Genomic DNA, 13,883 nt, shown 5'->3' on the forward strand with positions numbered 1-13,883 from the left:
ACATATTAGCTGCCAGTGCTCATTAATAAGTTACTTTGTATATACAATTTTTTTAATCGTTTCTACTGCTAAATGATACTCAGTAGATAATTGTTCAATTGAAGTTCCATTCGTAAACGCTTCTTTTATCGACTTATTTCTACCTTCAATATATTTCTTTGTGCCTGAACGTGCACCCCACTCTAAATAAGTGTTTTCTATTTTAGGAATATAAATCATTTCACCTTGAACATATTTTTGGATTTCTAGTAAAAGCTCTTTCGGTAAGATAACTGAAGCCTTCTTATAAGCCATATTGCCAACCCCTCATTTTTATTTTGAAAATAAAATAAGGTAGCAAAGCTAATTTTATAAGAAATACTTCGAGGCAAATAATCAATTATGCCTCACCACCTATAGAAGTGGGAGACTTTTGCTGAAAGAAGTTAAAATTTACCCCATGCAAAGTATTGCCATAGTAAAATTAGGCTTTGCATGGGCTGCTTCCGAATCTAGTAGCTTCACATATTTACTCACTTCTATCCCCCCTTAGGTTGTAAATTTATTCAAGTTTATCTTAGCATGTATATTTTTTTCAATTAACAAAGACAAAAAGGAATCATACACACTTGATTCCTTTTTGAACAAAAACTTTATTCAATTTACTTACCTGGCACTGCCGTGGCATGTTGCTCTTCACCCTCTGAGGACGTAACCCCCAGAATATCGAGTAAGAACATAAATAATGGAATACCGATAATTAAGCCCCACACACCGAAGAAATGCTCTGAGAAGAGAATAACGATAAACGTATAGAAAATCGGTAAATCTGTCTTCGCCGACATAAGCTTTGGATTTAAGAAGTATGCCTCTATTGCATGTAAAATCATAACAATAATCAAGATATAAAAAATGTACATGAAACCACCGATACTGTATGCAATGATACTTAGAGGAATCAAAGACATAATGACCCCTGCGACAGGCACTAATCCTAGTATAAAGAGCATAATTCCTAGTGCAATCAAATGTGGGAAGCCCATAATATATAGGGCAATAACAGATAAAACACAATTGACGGCTGCAATTATAAATTGTGCCTCAATCACTTTACCAAAAGAACGAATGAATATTTTTGAGAAATATTGTAATTCATAGTAAAGGTGACTTACTTTGCTATCCTTAAATTTCGCTGTAAATTCCGTAATACGTTTCTTCTCAAGCAAAATAAACAAGCTTAAAATTAGGGCAATGAACACATGCAAGATGATTTTACCAATATTCGTAATATTTTTAAGAGTTAGGTCCACACCCTGCTCTAAATATTTACCAAGTTCAATTTTCTCAAAAGTTGGAGCTAAATACCTTGTAATCTCGTTATCATCTGGATCGAGACTAAAGCTAGCGATAAGGTCAAAAAGCTGCGTAATTTGTTGGGTTACGACAGGCAAATACTTATAGATAACAGCCACAATCCCTGCAACAAGTAAAAGATAGAGGGTAACTGTCACGGCTTTCTCGTTCATCGGTACATACTTTCTAATCTCTTTTGTTGTCTTTGTGGTAAGCTGGTTCATCAAGTAAGTAATAATGAACGTGAGAAGAACAAGATTAATCATACTTCGCATCAAATATAGTGCAATAGCGATCCCAACTAGAATTATAAATCGTTTAAATCCATTACTTCGAAAGAAATTACTCATGTATTCACTCCTTCTACAATACGGCTTCGCTGTCTTTACTGCCTGGGTGTCGCTATCAAATGAACATAAGCAAGTAAAAAATTGGTGTAAAACATTACGTATCATCCTTATGTAAATTCCCTCCTTCATTGGAATATTATTTCCATCACCACTTAAATGCATGCGCTTTTTAAGTCTTATTAGAAAATAATTAATCCAAGGAGCGAAAAGAATTGTATGCCTTATCATAATAAAAATTAATGACACTACTTTTGTACTTTATTGAAAGCTGTATCAGCGTTATAAGCCTTGATTCTATTATTCTATTATAACCTTTTGAACCATCATATCCAATGTAAGTTCTTTTATGATGGTAGTAAAATTAGAATTAGTTTTAGTATGATATTATTATTACCATTTTCACCATAAACAGGGTTCATCACCAAAACGTGTGGTTGATTTCCGTTCCGACTGGGCGCTTTCCTGGGGGCGTCCGATGAGCCGCTTCACTCGCGTTGCTCGCTCCAGGGTCTCGGGCCTACACGATGTAGGTCACGAAGGCGTTATCACAGGACGTGATGCTCTTAGTCTTCGTTCCTCTTTCGCTGATCCCCAAGGAGTCACCCAGCCTCCACTCCAATCAACTTATTTACATAGTATATGTTTTAACAAATGTCATCCACAACTTTTGGTGATGAGCCATAAACAGAAAGGATTGATTATATGAAAGTTGCCAGAAACCCGGAGGACATTCATCTACCAGTTGCTCCTTATGTACATCAGATTGAGGTGACAGGACCACAGAGATGGTTAACATTATCTGGACAAATAGGAATGGAGAAAGACGGGACTGTACCTGAAGGGCCATTAGCTCAAATGAAGTTAGCATTAGAAAATATCCAAAAGAATCTTGAAAGTGCAAATATGGAAATTCAAGATTTAACGAAGCTAGTCTTTTATTGCGTTGGGGCACCTTCCATGTACGACATTAATTTACGTAGTAGCACTTGCTGCCCCTCCCCTAAAGGTTGAGATTGATGCCTGGGCATGTAAGGAAGTTTAAACTTAGAATATGTTGGTATGAACAAGAATGTGCGACCTGCTCTGTATGTAAGTTAGTTACAAAAACACCCCTTTAGAACCAAAGGGGTGTATGTCACATTTATAGATTTTCATTTTTAGCGTTCATTTTAGCATGTTTATATCCATGGGCAAAATAAATAACTAAACCTATTGCCAACCATAGCAAAAAGCGTAGTATCGTAAATAATGGGAGACTAAAAATTAATACAAGACATCCTCCAACACCTACAGTTGCTACAAGCCATAACGCTGGTACTTTGAATACACGTGGTTGATCTGGTCGTGTATAGCGAAGAACAACAACACTAACTGTTGTTAAAGCAAAAGCAGTTAAACCGCCGATATTAGCAAATTCCGCTAATTCTCCGATCGATAAAAATCCTGATAAGAGAATTCCTGTTCCAACCACAATTAAAGTTGATAATACAGGTACTCCTGTTTTTTTATTTGTTTGTGCAATACGTTCTGGTAGAAGTCCATCACGGCTCATTGCAAACAGCACGCGTGTCGCACTAGTTGTATTGGCAATCATCGTAGCAAGCAATCCAAAAATAACTGATACTGCAATGATAGCACCTCCCCATTGAATACCAACAGATTGTAGTGCATATACAGTAGGATTTGGAACATCTAACTCAGGGGATGGTACAATACCTGTTAATACTAGTGCAACAAGTGCATAAATAAGCGTTAATACACTTAAACCACCAATTAAAGCTTTTGGTATTGTTTTTTGCGGATTTTTTACTTCTTCCAGAACAGTTGTTACACCATCAAATCCAGTAAAAGCAAAGAACACTAATGCTGCTCCCGCCATTACACCTGACCAGCCAAATGGTGTAAATGGTGTCCAGTTTATAGGATTAACGTGAAAAGCCCCAATAGCAAGGAACAAGATAATCGCGCCAACCTTTGCAGCTGTAAATAACATATTTGATCGGCCCACATTTTTAATTCCGCTTAGTGCAATCCAAGCTACAATTAGCCAACCAGCCACAGCAGGTAGATTCACAATCCCACCATGAGCAATATCCTTTGTTAAAACTCCTGGCAAGTGAATTCCCACAGATTGTAAAAACGAATTGACGTATCCACTCCAACCAACTGCAACTGTACTAGAAATAACGATAAACTCTAATAGTAAGTCCCAACCGATTATCCAAGCAATAATTTCACCTAATGCAATATAAGAATAAGTATAAGCGCTCCCGGCGACAGGTACCATCGCTGCGAATTCGACATAAGCAAGTCCAACTGCAATTGTTACAAGACCCCCAATTAAGAAAGAAACAACGACACCAGGACCTGCATGTAAAGCAGCTGTAGTTCCTGGCAGTACAAAAATCCCCGCTCCAATTGTGGCTCCTAGTACATACAGCAATAATTGCAACGATCCCAGTTCACGTTTAAGTTTAAAGCGTTCAACTTCAGTTATTTTATTGGCTTGCTCGATTGACTTTGTTCGTAAAAAATTTGCCATAATAACCACTCCATATTCAATAAAGATAGTAAACATACTATTTATACATTTTTTAAAATAATTATTATATTATCTATCTTTTAGAATTGAGTCAATAATAAGATTATTGACTCAATTTATATCTTGCTAAAAACGAAGCTACCCGACATATTATTTTATACAGAATTTACTAATCTCAGGTTACTAATTCACAGGGAGGTGCGACGATAGAAGATGATTCAATTTCCATATGTGAGGGTTTCAAAATATGAATAATGGGGTTTCTTGCTTTAATTGTCTACTACTTTACAAATTTGAGTTTTGCTTATGCTTAAAAATTGAGAAGTTATTAAAAATCGCCTTTATACTATTAAAAATGTAACTATTAATATTTCCACGTACAGATACTATAATTTAAGGGTAGGCTCCTATAAACCTGTGTTTGAAGATAGCTATATTGAGCATCATTGGTATCTTGAAAAGCCTCTTCTCTGCTTGAACAAAGGTCTTGATATTCGAGGTTGTACGAAAACTGCTCTTCTGTAAAATCTCTTCTTTCCCCTGCGAGCATATTATAGAAATGCCAGCCTTCATCAAGCCATGTTTTATAAATTTCGCCTCCAAGAATATCATTTACAACTAATGCAGTAACTCCGCATTGTCCTCTTGCCGGATTATCTAGACTCCATTTTGAACTTGATTGACTTGACCAGGATTTTTTTAAAGCTCTTAGCAAATCTTTTTCTGTGTACATTCCACAACACCCTTTTCTAATCGAAAATTTTTAATAGGGCACATCATCCATTTTTATAGGCGTTGTTCTACCTAACATCCAATCATCTTTAATTGCACCATATAAGATACTATCTGTCACAGTACCATCTGCATTTTCCCAAGCATTTCTTAAATAACCTTCTTTCACAAAACCTGCTTTCGTAAAGCATTTTCTCATACCAATATTATCAACTCTCGTATAACCTTCAATACGAATCTTACCTCTTTCTCCAAACAAGTAATCTTGTAACCAGAGAAGTGTCTTTACCCCGTATCCTTTTCCTCTATAACGTGCATCTAAACGGATATCGAATAATGGGATTGTGTCATTTATGTCATGAATTATGATAATCCCAACCTTTTCTTCATTATCAATGATCCAATGCGTTTCGCGATCGTTGTGATAGTATCCTTCTGCATACGCTTTTCGAATAGATTCCTCTTTTAAAATTTGGTCAATATGATGAATCCACTTATTTTGAGTTAATAATTCCACTAAATTTTCAATTTCGTCTACTAATAGTTTATATTCCATTCATATAATCCTCCAATGAATAAAATTAGCGTTCTTGAACTAAAAATACCACTTTACTCCTTTCTACTGCATGATATATGCTTTGAAATTCTATGTCCTCCCAAAAGTATTCGTAACAAAAACATATACTTGAAAGAAGTATATACTTTTGTTAAAGTCAATTTATGGATAGAACAAGTTTAATAAAAGGTCATTTAGAAATGTGCGTGTTGTCTATATTGTCGCAGAAAAAAAGTTATGGTTATGAAATTATGAAGGAGTTAGAAAAACACAACTTAAAACTGAAAGGAGTAGGCAGCATTTATCCCATTTTGACTAAGCTGAAGGATCAAGAATGGGTTGATACTTACCGTGAAATGACGGACAACGGGAAGGTTAGAGTTTATTATGAAATCAATGAAAAAGGAGAAGTGTATCTTCAAAAAAAAATCAACGAGTGGTTGGAGTTACAACAAGATATAAAATCCCTACTGCAAAGTGGTTTGAAAGGAGAACTTTTTGAATGACTATGGAATTGAGTTTAGCAGAAAAGCAATATTTAAACGAAGTCCTAAAGGAATTAAAACAGTATCGTATCAGCACAACAGAAAGAAGAAATATCAAACAGCAGCTGGTAGAACATATTCAAGAATGTCGTGACTATGGAATAGATAGTATAGATGAATTGGGAGATACTACGACATTTATTAAAGATTTTCTAGAGATTAAGGGGATCGACCTTCATTCGGAAATACAACAAATACGGAAAAGTAGACCCGGATTATCATTAATTATTGGATTTTGTACTTTTATTGTTGCCTATCTTGGCTCCCAGCTAATACTATCGATGTTTTTAACGGATTCCTTTAACCCGCAACATACGAACGCAACATTTGATTATCATATTGTCTACCAAATTTCTGATAATGCTTGGTGGAATTCCTTACTGATGTTAATGAGTATTTCTATTTCCTGTTCAATATCTATACTTGCAGTGAAATTTATTGGAAGAAATAGGTGAAATGACAATGAAAACATTTCCGATATTTAAAGTTTTATTAGTATGTTTATTATTCATTCCGTTCAATCTATTTCTACCAGTCTCACAAATTTCCGCACAACAAGACATCAAGAGTACTCTAGATAATTATGTCGAAAACTTTTTAGAAGAACAGCGAATTCCTGGGGCATCTATTGCCATTGTTCATAATAATGATCTTTTTTACTCCAAATCGTGGGGCGTAACGGGAGAATCTGCTGAAAAAGTAACTACTGACACTCCATTTGCAATTGGCTCTATTAGTAAATCATTAACAGGCTTAGGCATATTGAGATTAATTGATGAAGGCAAGGTTCAATTAGATGATTCAGTCCAAAAGTATATTCCATGGTTTACGCTTAAAGATAAACAAGCAGCATCCCAAATTACCATTAAACATTTACTCACACAAACAAGTGGGATAAGCACTTATTCTGGCTTATCTATTTCAGATAAAGAATCTAAAGATTTAAGTGCTATAAAGGACAATGTAGAAAGTTTATCAAATGTTAAGTTGACCGCTGCACCTGGGGAAAAACACCAGTACAGTAATGCTAACTTTTCTATTCTTGGTGCTCTCATCGAAGAAGTTACCAATCAAACCTATTCTGAGTATATGGAGGAACAAGTTTTTTCACCATTAGGGATGAAAAACGCAGCCGCTAATGAAAGCATGGCCTATAAAAAAGGGTATTTATCTGGCTATCAGTCATGGTTTGGTCTTCCAAGAAAAAGCTCAGTAACCTATGATAATGGCGGGGCACCATATGGATATATAACAGCAAGTGCAACAGATATGGTCCAATACATTAGACTTCTTAGTCAATCTGACAATAATAATTTTTTAAGCAAAAATGCTATGGACCTTTATGTATCCCCTCTCGTTCAAACTAGTAAAAATCGATATTATGGCCTTGGTGTACGCATCACAAATCCAAACTCAGAAGAAGAGATGATGTGGCATTCTGGTTCAAACCCTGATGCACGTTCAGAAGTATTTTTTATACCGGAAACAGGTTGGGGCGGTGTGATTCTTACTAATAAAAGCCATATATTAGAAGAAGAGGCACTTCTATATCTTAAACAAGGGATTATCAATATTTTAAACGGAGAAGAACCGGTTGATGTACCTAAATATAAACCTACTATTCAACTCATAACAATTGCTCTATTATGTTTACTTTTCGCGATGTTTATTTGCCTACTAATAAAGGCTAAATCAAAAAAATCGAAAAAAAGACGTATGTGGCGTATTTTCGGTATGACACTTTTAGTTTTGGCAGTTATCACCGTTCCGTTATTAAGTTATAGTACAGGATCACCTTGGAACACTATTAGATCGTTTTCTCCTGATATTGCATTTTTGACTATATTAACGATTACTCTTTTAGCATTAAATGGCTTATTGTCTATTTATATTTCATTTAAACGACATCAAAAAAGACAACTTCTCTAAGTAGGAGTTGTCTTTTTCATTAAACCTTAATCACCTGCAGCCATCGCATCTGCTTTCGTAACATGTACAGTGCCAAATGGGTGGTTTGGAGGAGCATATATCGTGTAAAGTTTTAAGGGTATATCCCCTGTATTCGTTACGTTATGCCATGTTCCAGCAGGTACCATTATTGCGAAATTTTCGTTTACATTTCTTCGGAAGTTTAAATTGTCTTTGCTAGGACCCATCTGAGTGACTCCATTGCCTTGTTCAATACGTAAAAATTGATCAACATGGGGGTGCATTTCTAAGCCAATATCTTCTCCCACATTAAGACTCATAACTGTAACCTGTAAATTTGATCCCGTCCATAGCGCAGTACGGTAATTATTGTTCTGCTTAGTAGCTTCTTCGATGTTAACGACAAAGGGCTTTGGTCCATAATCCTTTAGTTGGGGATTGTTGTTGCCATTGTTGGCATAATAGAAGGAATTCGGTCTGTTATCGTATGTTAAGTGGTTAGGATAAGACCAGTACACAGGTTGATAACCATAATTATACACCGATGTATTTCCGTAATAAGGATAGTACATTTACTTCAATCCTCTCATACATTATCAATTTCGCCTTGGCGTAATTGCGTCCGGATTTTGAATTGCGCCTGCACAATTCATTCCTTTCAAAATCCGTGACATCCGCCGGAGGCTTTATCTTCATTCAGTATATGTTTGGATACCCTGAAAAGGGACCACATCCGCATTCATCCCAGTACCTTCAGAGGTAGGAATTTCACTTTCGTTACAAACATTTGCTGAATGTAGATAATAGTATCGTATGCAAAGCACTGAGGAAATGTACTTCATTTTCATATGTCATCATCTAAAAGTCATGCTTCTTCGACCATTGATATATGAGAATTTTATATCTCGGACAATTCTTTTTTTAGTTGCATACGGAACTTCTCGTCTTTTAAAAATTTCAATTGAAAACCATTCATGTTTTTAGTTAATTTTGTTTGTTCTATCGTATTTAAGTTATTAGCAAAAAAGGCCATTTCCGTCTGATTACCATCTTTATCTTCTGCATAGAACGCTAGTGTCAAAACAAATGCAGTAGATCCGCCCTTTTGACCTGCATGAATTAGCCATTCGCGATTTTTAGGATTTTGCATTAACTGTTCCATAACTGGATCAAGATACTTATGTACATCTTCATTGAAGTATTTTTTACTATTGAGCTTTTCTAAAATAGAAATATATTCCGTTGTAGTTGCTTTTACCAAACGATCAGACCATACTTTTTGTATATCCATATTTAGAATTTTTAATGACTGTTTTTTCTCCTCATCAGTAAGAGGATTCTTTAACCAGTTATTATGAATATTCAGCGCTCGATCCCGATATTCAATCATATCCATATTTATCATAGCTTTTAATGTTTCTTCGTTAGTTAGATTTTTTTCATTCATCAATTGAATAGGTATATACACTGCACTTGTGATTGGATATAAGGGGTCATGATCTAAAACATTTAAACTCTTTAGAACCTCATTAATATTTTGAAGCCCCAGCACATGCATTAAATATTCCGTATTTGCATTAGAACTATAAGCAATCATCCCATTGGCTACTTCACTTAAAGGCACACTATAAATATTTTTGCTTTGATTTAACGCAGAGATCCATGCCTCATGTGCCCCACCGTCTGTTTTTGCAATATAAAATGTTTCTAATTCCTTTAAACTAACTTGTTGCTGAGGATTTATACGTCCGTCTGCTGCCTGTTGTGCATATTCTATGGCTATAATAATTTTAACCGTGCTGGCTAAAGGAAATTGCTTATTCGTATTAACATCTACCCATTTCTCATTATTGTAATGAATCGCTAAGGATACATTTTCACTAGCTATATTTTCCTTGATGAATTGTACAATATATTCAGGATTCTCTTCATTTATTTCTTTCTTAAACATCCAAATTCCAATTCCCATTACTAAACCACCGCAAACTAATATACCCACAATAATCCAAAGTACTATATTCAAATTAATACCTCCATTATTAATAAGCCCCTTCCTGCAATGCTGTGGAGTTAGCATTATCCACACGCAATGCTATCTGGACTTTTAGTAGCTCCCCACTTTAATGCCTCCGAGATGTTAAGAGCATAGCCCTCCTCAATAGTGTAGCTTACCATATCTATATAGGCAATTTTTTAAAAATACGCCAATTTACACCAACACCAATCCACATCACCATTGGCAATCTCTTCTTCGCAAATATAATATTCAATTTTCTCTCTGACAAAGGACATACTAACAATTACATATTTATCACAAATGAACATTCCAAAAAGTATATAATATGAATAGAACTTGATATAGTATGTTCTTTAGGAAAAAATCAATTTTTTATGGTGGTGTGTGTATGAAGAAATACATTATGGATATTTTAATGATTATGGTTGGGTCGCTGCTTTTTGCGCTGGCTGTAAACTTATTTGTTATTCCTAATGATTTAGGTGAAGGTGGCGTAACAGGTATAACCATCATCGCGTATTATCTGTTTGGATGGTCGCCAAGTATTGTGAGCTTTTTGCTAAACGCAGTTTTATTAGTGATTGGTTATAGATTCTTAAGTAGACAAACGACCATTTATACGATTATTGCCGTATCCTTCCATTCACTCTTTTTACATTTGACAGAATCATGGTCTATTTCTTCAAATGAAATTATTGTGAATACTATTTTTGGCGGGGTTTTTGCTGGCGTAGGTATAGGCTTAATTATAAGAGTTGGCGGAACAACAGCAGGTTCAACAATCTTAGCTAGAATGACGAACAAATATCTAGGCTGGAGTGTAAGTTACGGCTTATTATTCTTTGATTTAATTGTTGCTTTTTCATCTTATTTTATTATTGGGGCAGAAGCATTAATGCTCACTATTATTATGCTATATGTCGGAACGAAGGTAATGGAATTTGTGATTGAAGGGGTGAACCCTAAAAAGGCAGTTACGATCATTTCGAAAAAGCCCGAAGAGATTGCCAGCCATGTGAGTGGTTTTATGAATCGAGGCGTCACAGTCCTATCAGGTCATGGCTATTATACGAAAGAGCAAAAAGAAATTCTTTATATTGTCATTAGTAAACAGGAAGTTGTAAAGCTAAAGAAAATCGTTAAAGAAATAGACAAAGATGCTTTTATCGCCATTCACGATGTAAGAGATGTGTTTGGACAAGGATTTATTGAATTATCGAAAGCTTAGTTTATAAGAACTGAATTTGAAAAACACCTTTTGTTGAAAATGCGTTTAATCCCTTATCAACATAAAGGTGTTTTTTCCATTGGAACTATTATCTACTCATACTTACCCATTTTGGATTATAACCATAACGTGTGGTTGATTTCCGTTCCGACTGGGCGCTTTCCTGGGGGCGTCCAGTCTCCACTCCAATCAACTTATATACGGTATACGTTCTACAAATGTCATCATCTTAAATTTTATCAATTTTCCCCATTTCCCCTAACCTGTAAGGAAATTTCGATAATTGTATCTAGAAGTTGCGTATAGGTAATCCCTGCCAAGGATGCGCTTTTTGGCAGTAAGCTGTTTTTTGTCATCCCTGGCAATGTATTGACCTCCATGACATACGGGATTCCATCCTTCACCATCAAGTCAACTCTAGCATAAACACTGCATTTTAATACGTTATAGCAGGCTTTTGCGGCTTTAGCAACACGTTCATGGGTTGCAGGCGGTAACTCAATAACCTCTTCAATCGTTGCTGCATCATCATACTTCGCCTTATAGTCAAAAAACGCTGCTGTATGTCTGATTGAGATGATAGGTAAAAGCTTGCCATCAATAATGGCACATGTTATTTCATCGCCCTTAATATACTTTTCAATAATGATTTCAGAGCCCCATTTGAATACTTCAGCAACAGAGGCTAGTAAAGATTCACTATCATGTACTATTTGTACGCCTACGCTAGAGCCACCCGAATTTGGTTTTACGACTAGAGGATAGCCCATTTTTTCTACTTGATCTAACTGAAGCTCTTCTCTATTTGAAAAATGAAGCCAGTCCGGTGTTTCAACGCCCTCATAACGAAGAATTTTTTTTGATATATTTTTATCCATACAAATACTGCTTGATAGTATCCCACTTCCTGTATATGGAACACCCAACGTTTCTAGGGCACCTTGAATCGTTCCATCTTCTCCAAATTCACCGTGAAGCGCTAACAAGGCTATATCCAGGTTTTTTACCTTTTCTATAAGCTCTTTTTTGTCATGTAGTTCAATTGCTACAACTTCATATTTACTCTGATCTAAATGAGCAATCATTTCTTGCCCTGTCATAATTGAGACTTGTTTTTCTGAGGATACCCCTCCCATAACAACGCCAACTCTCATTTTTTCAACTCCCCATGTCATTTTTTAAAGTATCACCAATGATTTGAATACCACGGACAATATCCTCGTCCTGTAACCGAGAAAATCCTAATCGAAATGTGTTACTTCCCCCACCATTCGTGTAAAAAACATCTCCAGGATAAAAAACAACTCCCTTTTTATAGCACTTTTCTAATAAGATCCGAGCGTTTATTCCTTCCTCTAACTCAATAAAGAGATGAAGTCCACCATCTCCAGTCATTCTTTTAAAAGGAATGTATTGCTTGCAAGCTTGACGGGCTAGTTCATATTTTTTCTTATAGACCGATCTGGCCTTTTTTAAGTATTTTTCAAAATAGCCGTCCAGAAAATATTGGTAAAGGACAGCTTGATCCAGTGTTGATGTATGAATAGTCCGCGCTCTTTTCATACTTTCTAAACAGTGGATGAGTTGCTTATCTGCTAAAATCCAACCAACACGTAAGCCTGGGAATAAAATTTTTGAAAAGCTACTAATATAGACAATACTGTTACCCGCTCCAATGAAAGTCATAAGCGGCGCTAAATGGGAGCCTGAATAACGTAATTCCTCATTAAAGCCGTCCTCTACAATAGGGATTTGGTGTTTCGAAAAAAGTTGAATGATTGCATTCCTTTTTTCAGAGGAGGTAACGATCCCTGTCGGATTATGATAGGACGGAATTAAATATGCAAAATCAAAATCCTTTTCTAATAAGCTTTTCTCTACTTGATCAATATCGATGCCATCATCCTGCATGTCAATTCCGTGTATTTCAAGTCCATGTAAGCGAAAAAGCTTTAATGCAGCATGGTGTGTAGGGTTTTCACAAAGCACTCGGCCGGATTTTTTAGCTAAGGAGGATATTAAAATATCCAGTCCCTCCGTAAAACCATTCGTAATCAAAATGTCTTTATTGGAAATATCGACGCCCTTTATTTCCATATAGTGCAGCAGGTACTCGATTAGAGGTTTATAGCCCTTCGCATAGCCATAATTCAAAACGATATCCCCTTCCATGGACATCCGCGTCAAAAAAGCCCTCTTAAAATTTTCAACGTCAAATAGCTTTTCTTCCGGAGCAACACTATTGAATGAAATCATCCCTTTTTTCCAATGAATATCTTGCCTTATTAAATCTAATTCATCGGCTAACAAGGTAGCCTTATTAAGTCTTTCCTTCCAGTTCAATTCAATGGATGGTGTTTTCAATGTTGTGACCTTTCCTACAAAATTGCCTTTTCCCTTCACCGCATAGATGATGCCCTCTTGCTCTAAATCTGCATATGCATTCAGTACCGTATTTCTACTGACTGATAATAATTTACTTAGTTCACGGGTAGAAGGAAGCTTCTGATGCTCCAGCAGATGTCCCTTCATAATCATTTCCTTTAAATAATCCTTTAATTGCACATATACCGGACGATCATCTACAAGCTTAAAATCATTAAACACTCCCTTGACCCCCTTGCTTCATTTTTGCATAACTACATTTAACCT

The 13,883-nt window shown here is 35.8% G+C and carries 13 protein-coding genes and 1 pseudogene; 5 read left to right on the forward strand and 9 right to left on the reverse strand.

The genetic code is table 11. From position 1 onward, the window contains the following. Nucleotides 1-30 precede the first annotated feature (30 nt). Complete coding sequence (locus ACVWXS_RS02510) at nt 31-294, reverse strand: CD3324 family protein (protein ID WP_456955813.1); 264 nt, start codon at nt 292-294, stop codon at nt 31-33. Between the two features lie 347 nt (nt 295-641). Next, nucleotides 642-1,682 carry an AI-2E family transporter gene (locus ACVWXS_RS02515; RefSeq protein ID WP_456955815.1) on the reverse strand — a complete coding sequence of 347 codons (1,041 nt, stop codon included), beginning with the start codon at nt 1,680-1,682 and terminating at the stop codon, nt 642-644. 702 nt (nt 1,683-2,384) lie between these two features. Here ACVWXS_RS02515 and ACVWXS_RS02520 point away from each other — a divergent pair. Next, nucleotides 2,385-2,724: pseudogene (locus ACVWXS_RS02520) on the forward strand (RidA family protein). Nucleotides 2,725-2,823: 99 nt separating this feature from the next. On the opposite strand, the gene ACVWXS_RS02525 reads toward ACVWXS_RS02520, so the two are convergent. The 3 genes from ACVWXS_RS02525 to ACVWXS_RS02535 all read right to left on the reverse strand — a co-directional run bounded on the left by ACVWXS_RS02525 (nt 2,824) and on the right by ACVWXS_RS02535 (nt 5,512). Further along, complete coding sequence (locus ACVWXS_RS02525) at nt 2,824-4,224, reverse strand: amino acid permease (protein ID WP_456955817.1); 1,401 nt, start codon at nt 4,222-4,224, stop codon at nt 2,824-2,826. 364 nt (nt 4,225-4,588) lie between these two features. Further along, nucleotides 4,589-4,957 (reverse strand): YunG family protein, encoded by a 369-nt coding sequence (locus ACVWXS_RS02530; RefSeq protein WP_427420403.1) that lies wholly within the window; start codon nt 4,955-4,957, stop codon nt 4,589-4,591. Nucleotides 4,958-4,987: 30 nt separating this feature from the next. Continuing rightward, on the reverse strand, nt 4,988-5,512 hold the full coding sequence (locus tag ACVWXS_RS02535) for a GNAT family N-acetyltransferase (protein WP_423490136.1): 525 nt from the start codon (nt 5,510-5,512) through the stop codon (nt 4,988-4,990). A gap of 164 nt (nt 5,513-5,676) precedes the next feature. Between ACVWXS_RS02535 and ACVWXS_RS02540 the strand changes: the two genes are divergently transcribed. Genes ACVWXS_RS02540 through ACVWXS_RS02550 form a run of 3 tightly spaced genes read left to right on the forward strand, consistent with a single transcriptional unit; the run spans nt 5,677 to nt 7,986 of the window. Further along, nucleotides 5,677-6,018 carry a PadR family transcriptional regulator gene (locus ACVWXS_RS02540; protein WP_402990957.1) on the forward strand — a complete coding sequence of 114 codons (342 nt, stop codon included), beginning with the start codon at nt 5,677-5,679 and terminating at the stop codon, nt 6,016-6,018. Then, on the forward strand, nt 6,015-6,512 hold the full coding sequence (locus tag ACVWXS_RS02545) for a hypothetical protein (protein WP_402990960.1): 498 nt from the start codon (nt 6,015-6,017) through the stop codon (nt 6,510-6,512). Before ACVWXS_RS02540 ends, ACVWXS_RS02545 begins: the two co-directional genes overlap by 4 nt. Nucleotides 6,513-6,519: 7 nt before the next feature. After that, complete coding sequence (locus ACVWXS_RS02550; protein WP_456955820.1) at nt 6,520-7,986, forward strand: serine hydrolase domain-containing protein; 1,467 nt, start codon at nt 6,520-6,522, stop codon at nt 7,984-7,986. 26 nt (nt 7,987-8,012) lie between these two features. Here the strand turns inward: ACVWXS_RS02550 and ACVWXS_RS02555 are convergent, their stop codons facing one another. Then, on the reverse strand, nt 8,013-8,558 hold the full coding sequence (locus ACVWXS_RS02555) for a cupin domain-containing protein (protein ID WP_456955822.1): 546 nt from the start codon (nt 8,556-8,558) through the stop codon (nt 8,013-8,015). A gap of 326 nt (nt 8,559-8,884) precedes the next feature. Then, nucleotides 8,885-10,009 carry a serine hydrolase gene (locus ACVWXS_RS02560; protein WP_456955824.1) on the reverse strand — a complete coding sequence of 375 codons (1,125 nt, stop codon included), beginning with the start codon at nt 10,007-10,009 and terminating at the stop codon, nt 8,885-8,887. Nucleotides 10,010-10,391: 382 nt separating this feature from the next. Here ACVWXS_RS02560 and ACVWXS_RS02565 point away from each other — a divergent pair, with 382 nt between their 5' ends. Beyond that, nucleotides 10,392-11,231 carry a YitT family protein gene (locus tag ACVWXS_RS02565; RefSeq protein WP_368638320.1) on the forward strand — a complete coding sequence of 280 codons (840 nt, stop codon included), beginning with the start codon at nt 10,392-10,394 and terminating at the stop codon, nt 11,229-11,231. 239 nt (nt 11,232-11,470) lie between these two features. Here ACVWXS_RS02565 and ACVWXS_RS02570 read toward each other — a convergent pair whose 3' ends face one another. Both ACVWXS_RS02570 and pdxR read right to left on the reverse strand, forming a co-directional pair. Next, on the reverse strand, nt 11,471-12,385 hold the full coding sequence (locus ACVWXS_RS02570; RefSeq protein WP_456955827.1) for a D-alanine--D-alanine ligase: 915 nt from the start codon (nt 12,383-12,385) through the stop codon (nt 11,471-11,473). 4 nt (nt 12,386-12,389) lie between these two features. Next, nucleotides 12,390-13,838: a MocR-like pyridoxine biosynthesis transcription factor PdxR gene (gene pdxR, locus ACVWXS_RS02575; protein ID WP_456955829.1), complete on the reverse strand. Its 1,449-nt coding sequence runs from the start codon at nt 13,836-13,838 to the stop codon at nt 12,390-12,392. Nucleotides 13,839-13,883 lie beyond the last annotated feature (45 nt).

Source organism: Lysinibacillus sp. TE18511 (assembly GCF_054062295.1).

What these genes read in the sequence shown, in the direction of transcription:
- ACVWXS_RS02555 (WP_456955822.1), bottom strand. Translation starts at nt 8,558, where the DNA reads ATGTACTATCCTTATTACGGAAATACATCGGTGTATAATTATGGTTAT.
- ACVWXS_RS02510 (WP_456955813.1), bottom strand. Translation starts at nt 294, where the DNA reads ATGGCTTATAAGAAGGCTTCAGTTATCTTACCGAAAGAGCTTTTACTA.
- ACVWXS_RS02540 (WP_402990957.1), top strand. Translation starts at nt 5,677, where the DNA reads ATGGATAGAACAAGTTTAATAAAAGGTCATTTAGAAATGTGCGTGTTG.
- ACVWXS_RS02530 (WP_427420403.1), bottom strand. Translation starts at nt 4,957, where the DNA reads ATGTACACAGAAAAAGATTTGCTAAGAGCTTTAAAAAAATCCTGGTCA.
- ACVWXS_RS02525 (WP_456955817.1), bottom strand. Translation starts at nt 4,224, where the DNA reads ATGGCAAATTTTTTACGAACAAAGTCAATCGAGCAAGCCAATAAAATA.
- ACVWXS_RS02570 (WP_456955827.1), bottom strand. Translation starts at nt 12,385, where the DNA reads ATGAGAGTTGGCGTTGTTATGGGAGGGGTATCCTCAGAAAAACAAGTC.
- ACVWXS_RS02565 (WP_368638320.1), top strand. Translation starts at nt 10,392, where the DNA reads ATGAAGAAATACATTATGGATATTTTAATGATTATGGTTGGGTCGCTG.
- ACVWXS_RS02545 (WP_402990960.1), top strand. Translation starts at nt 6,015, where the DNA reads ATGACTATGGAATTGAGTTTAGCAGAAAAGCAATATTTAAACGAAGTC.
- ACVWXS_RS02515 (WP_456955815.1), bottom strand. Translation starts at nt 1,682, where the DNA reads ATGAGTAATTTCTTTCGAAGTAATGGATTTAAACGATTTATAATTCTA.
- ACVWXS_RS02535 (WP_423490136.1), bottom strand. Translation starts at nt 5,512, where the DNA reads ATGGAATATAAACTATTAGTAGACGAAATTGAAAATTTAGTGGAATTA.
- ACVWXS_RS02550 (WP_456955820.1), top strand. Translation starts at nt 6,520, where the DNA reads ATGAAAACATTTCCGATATTTAAAGTTTTATTAGTATGTTTATTATTC.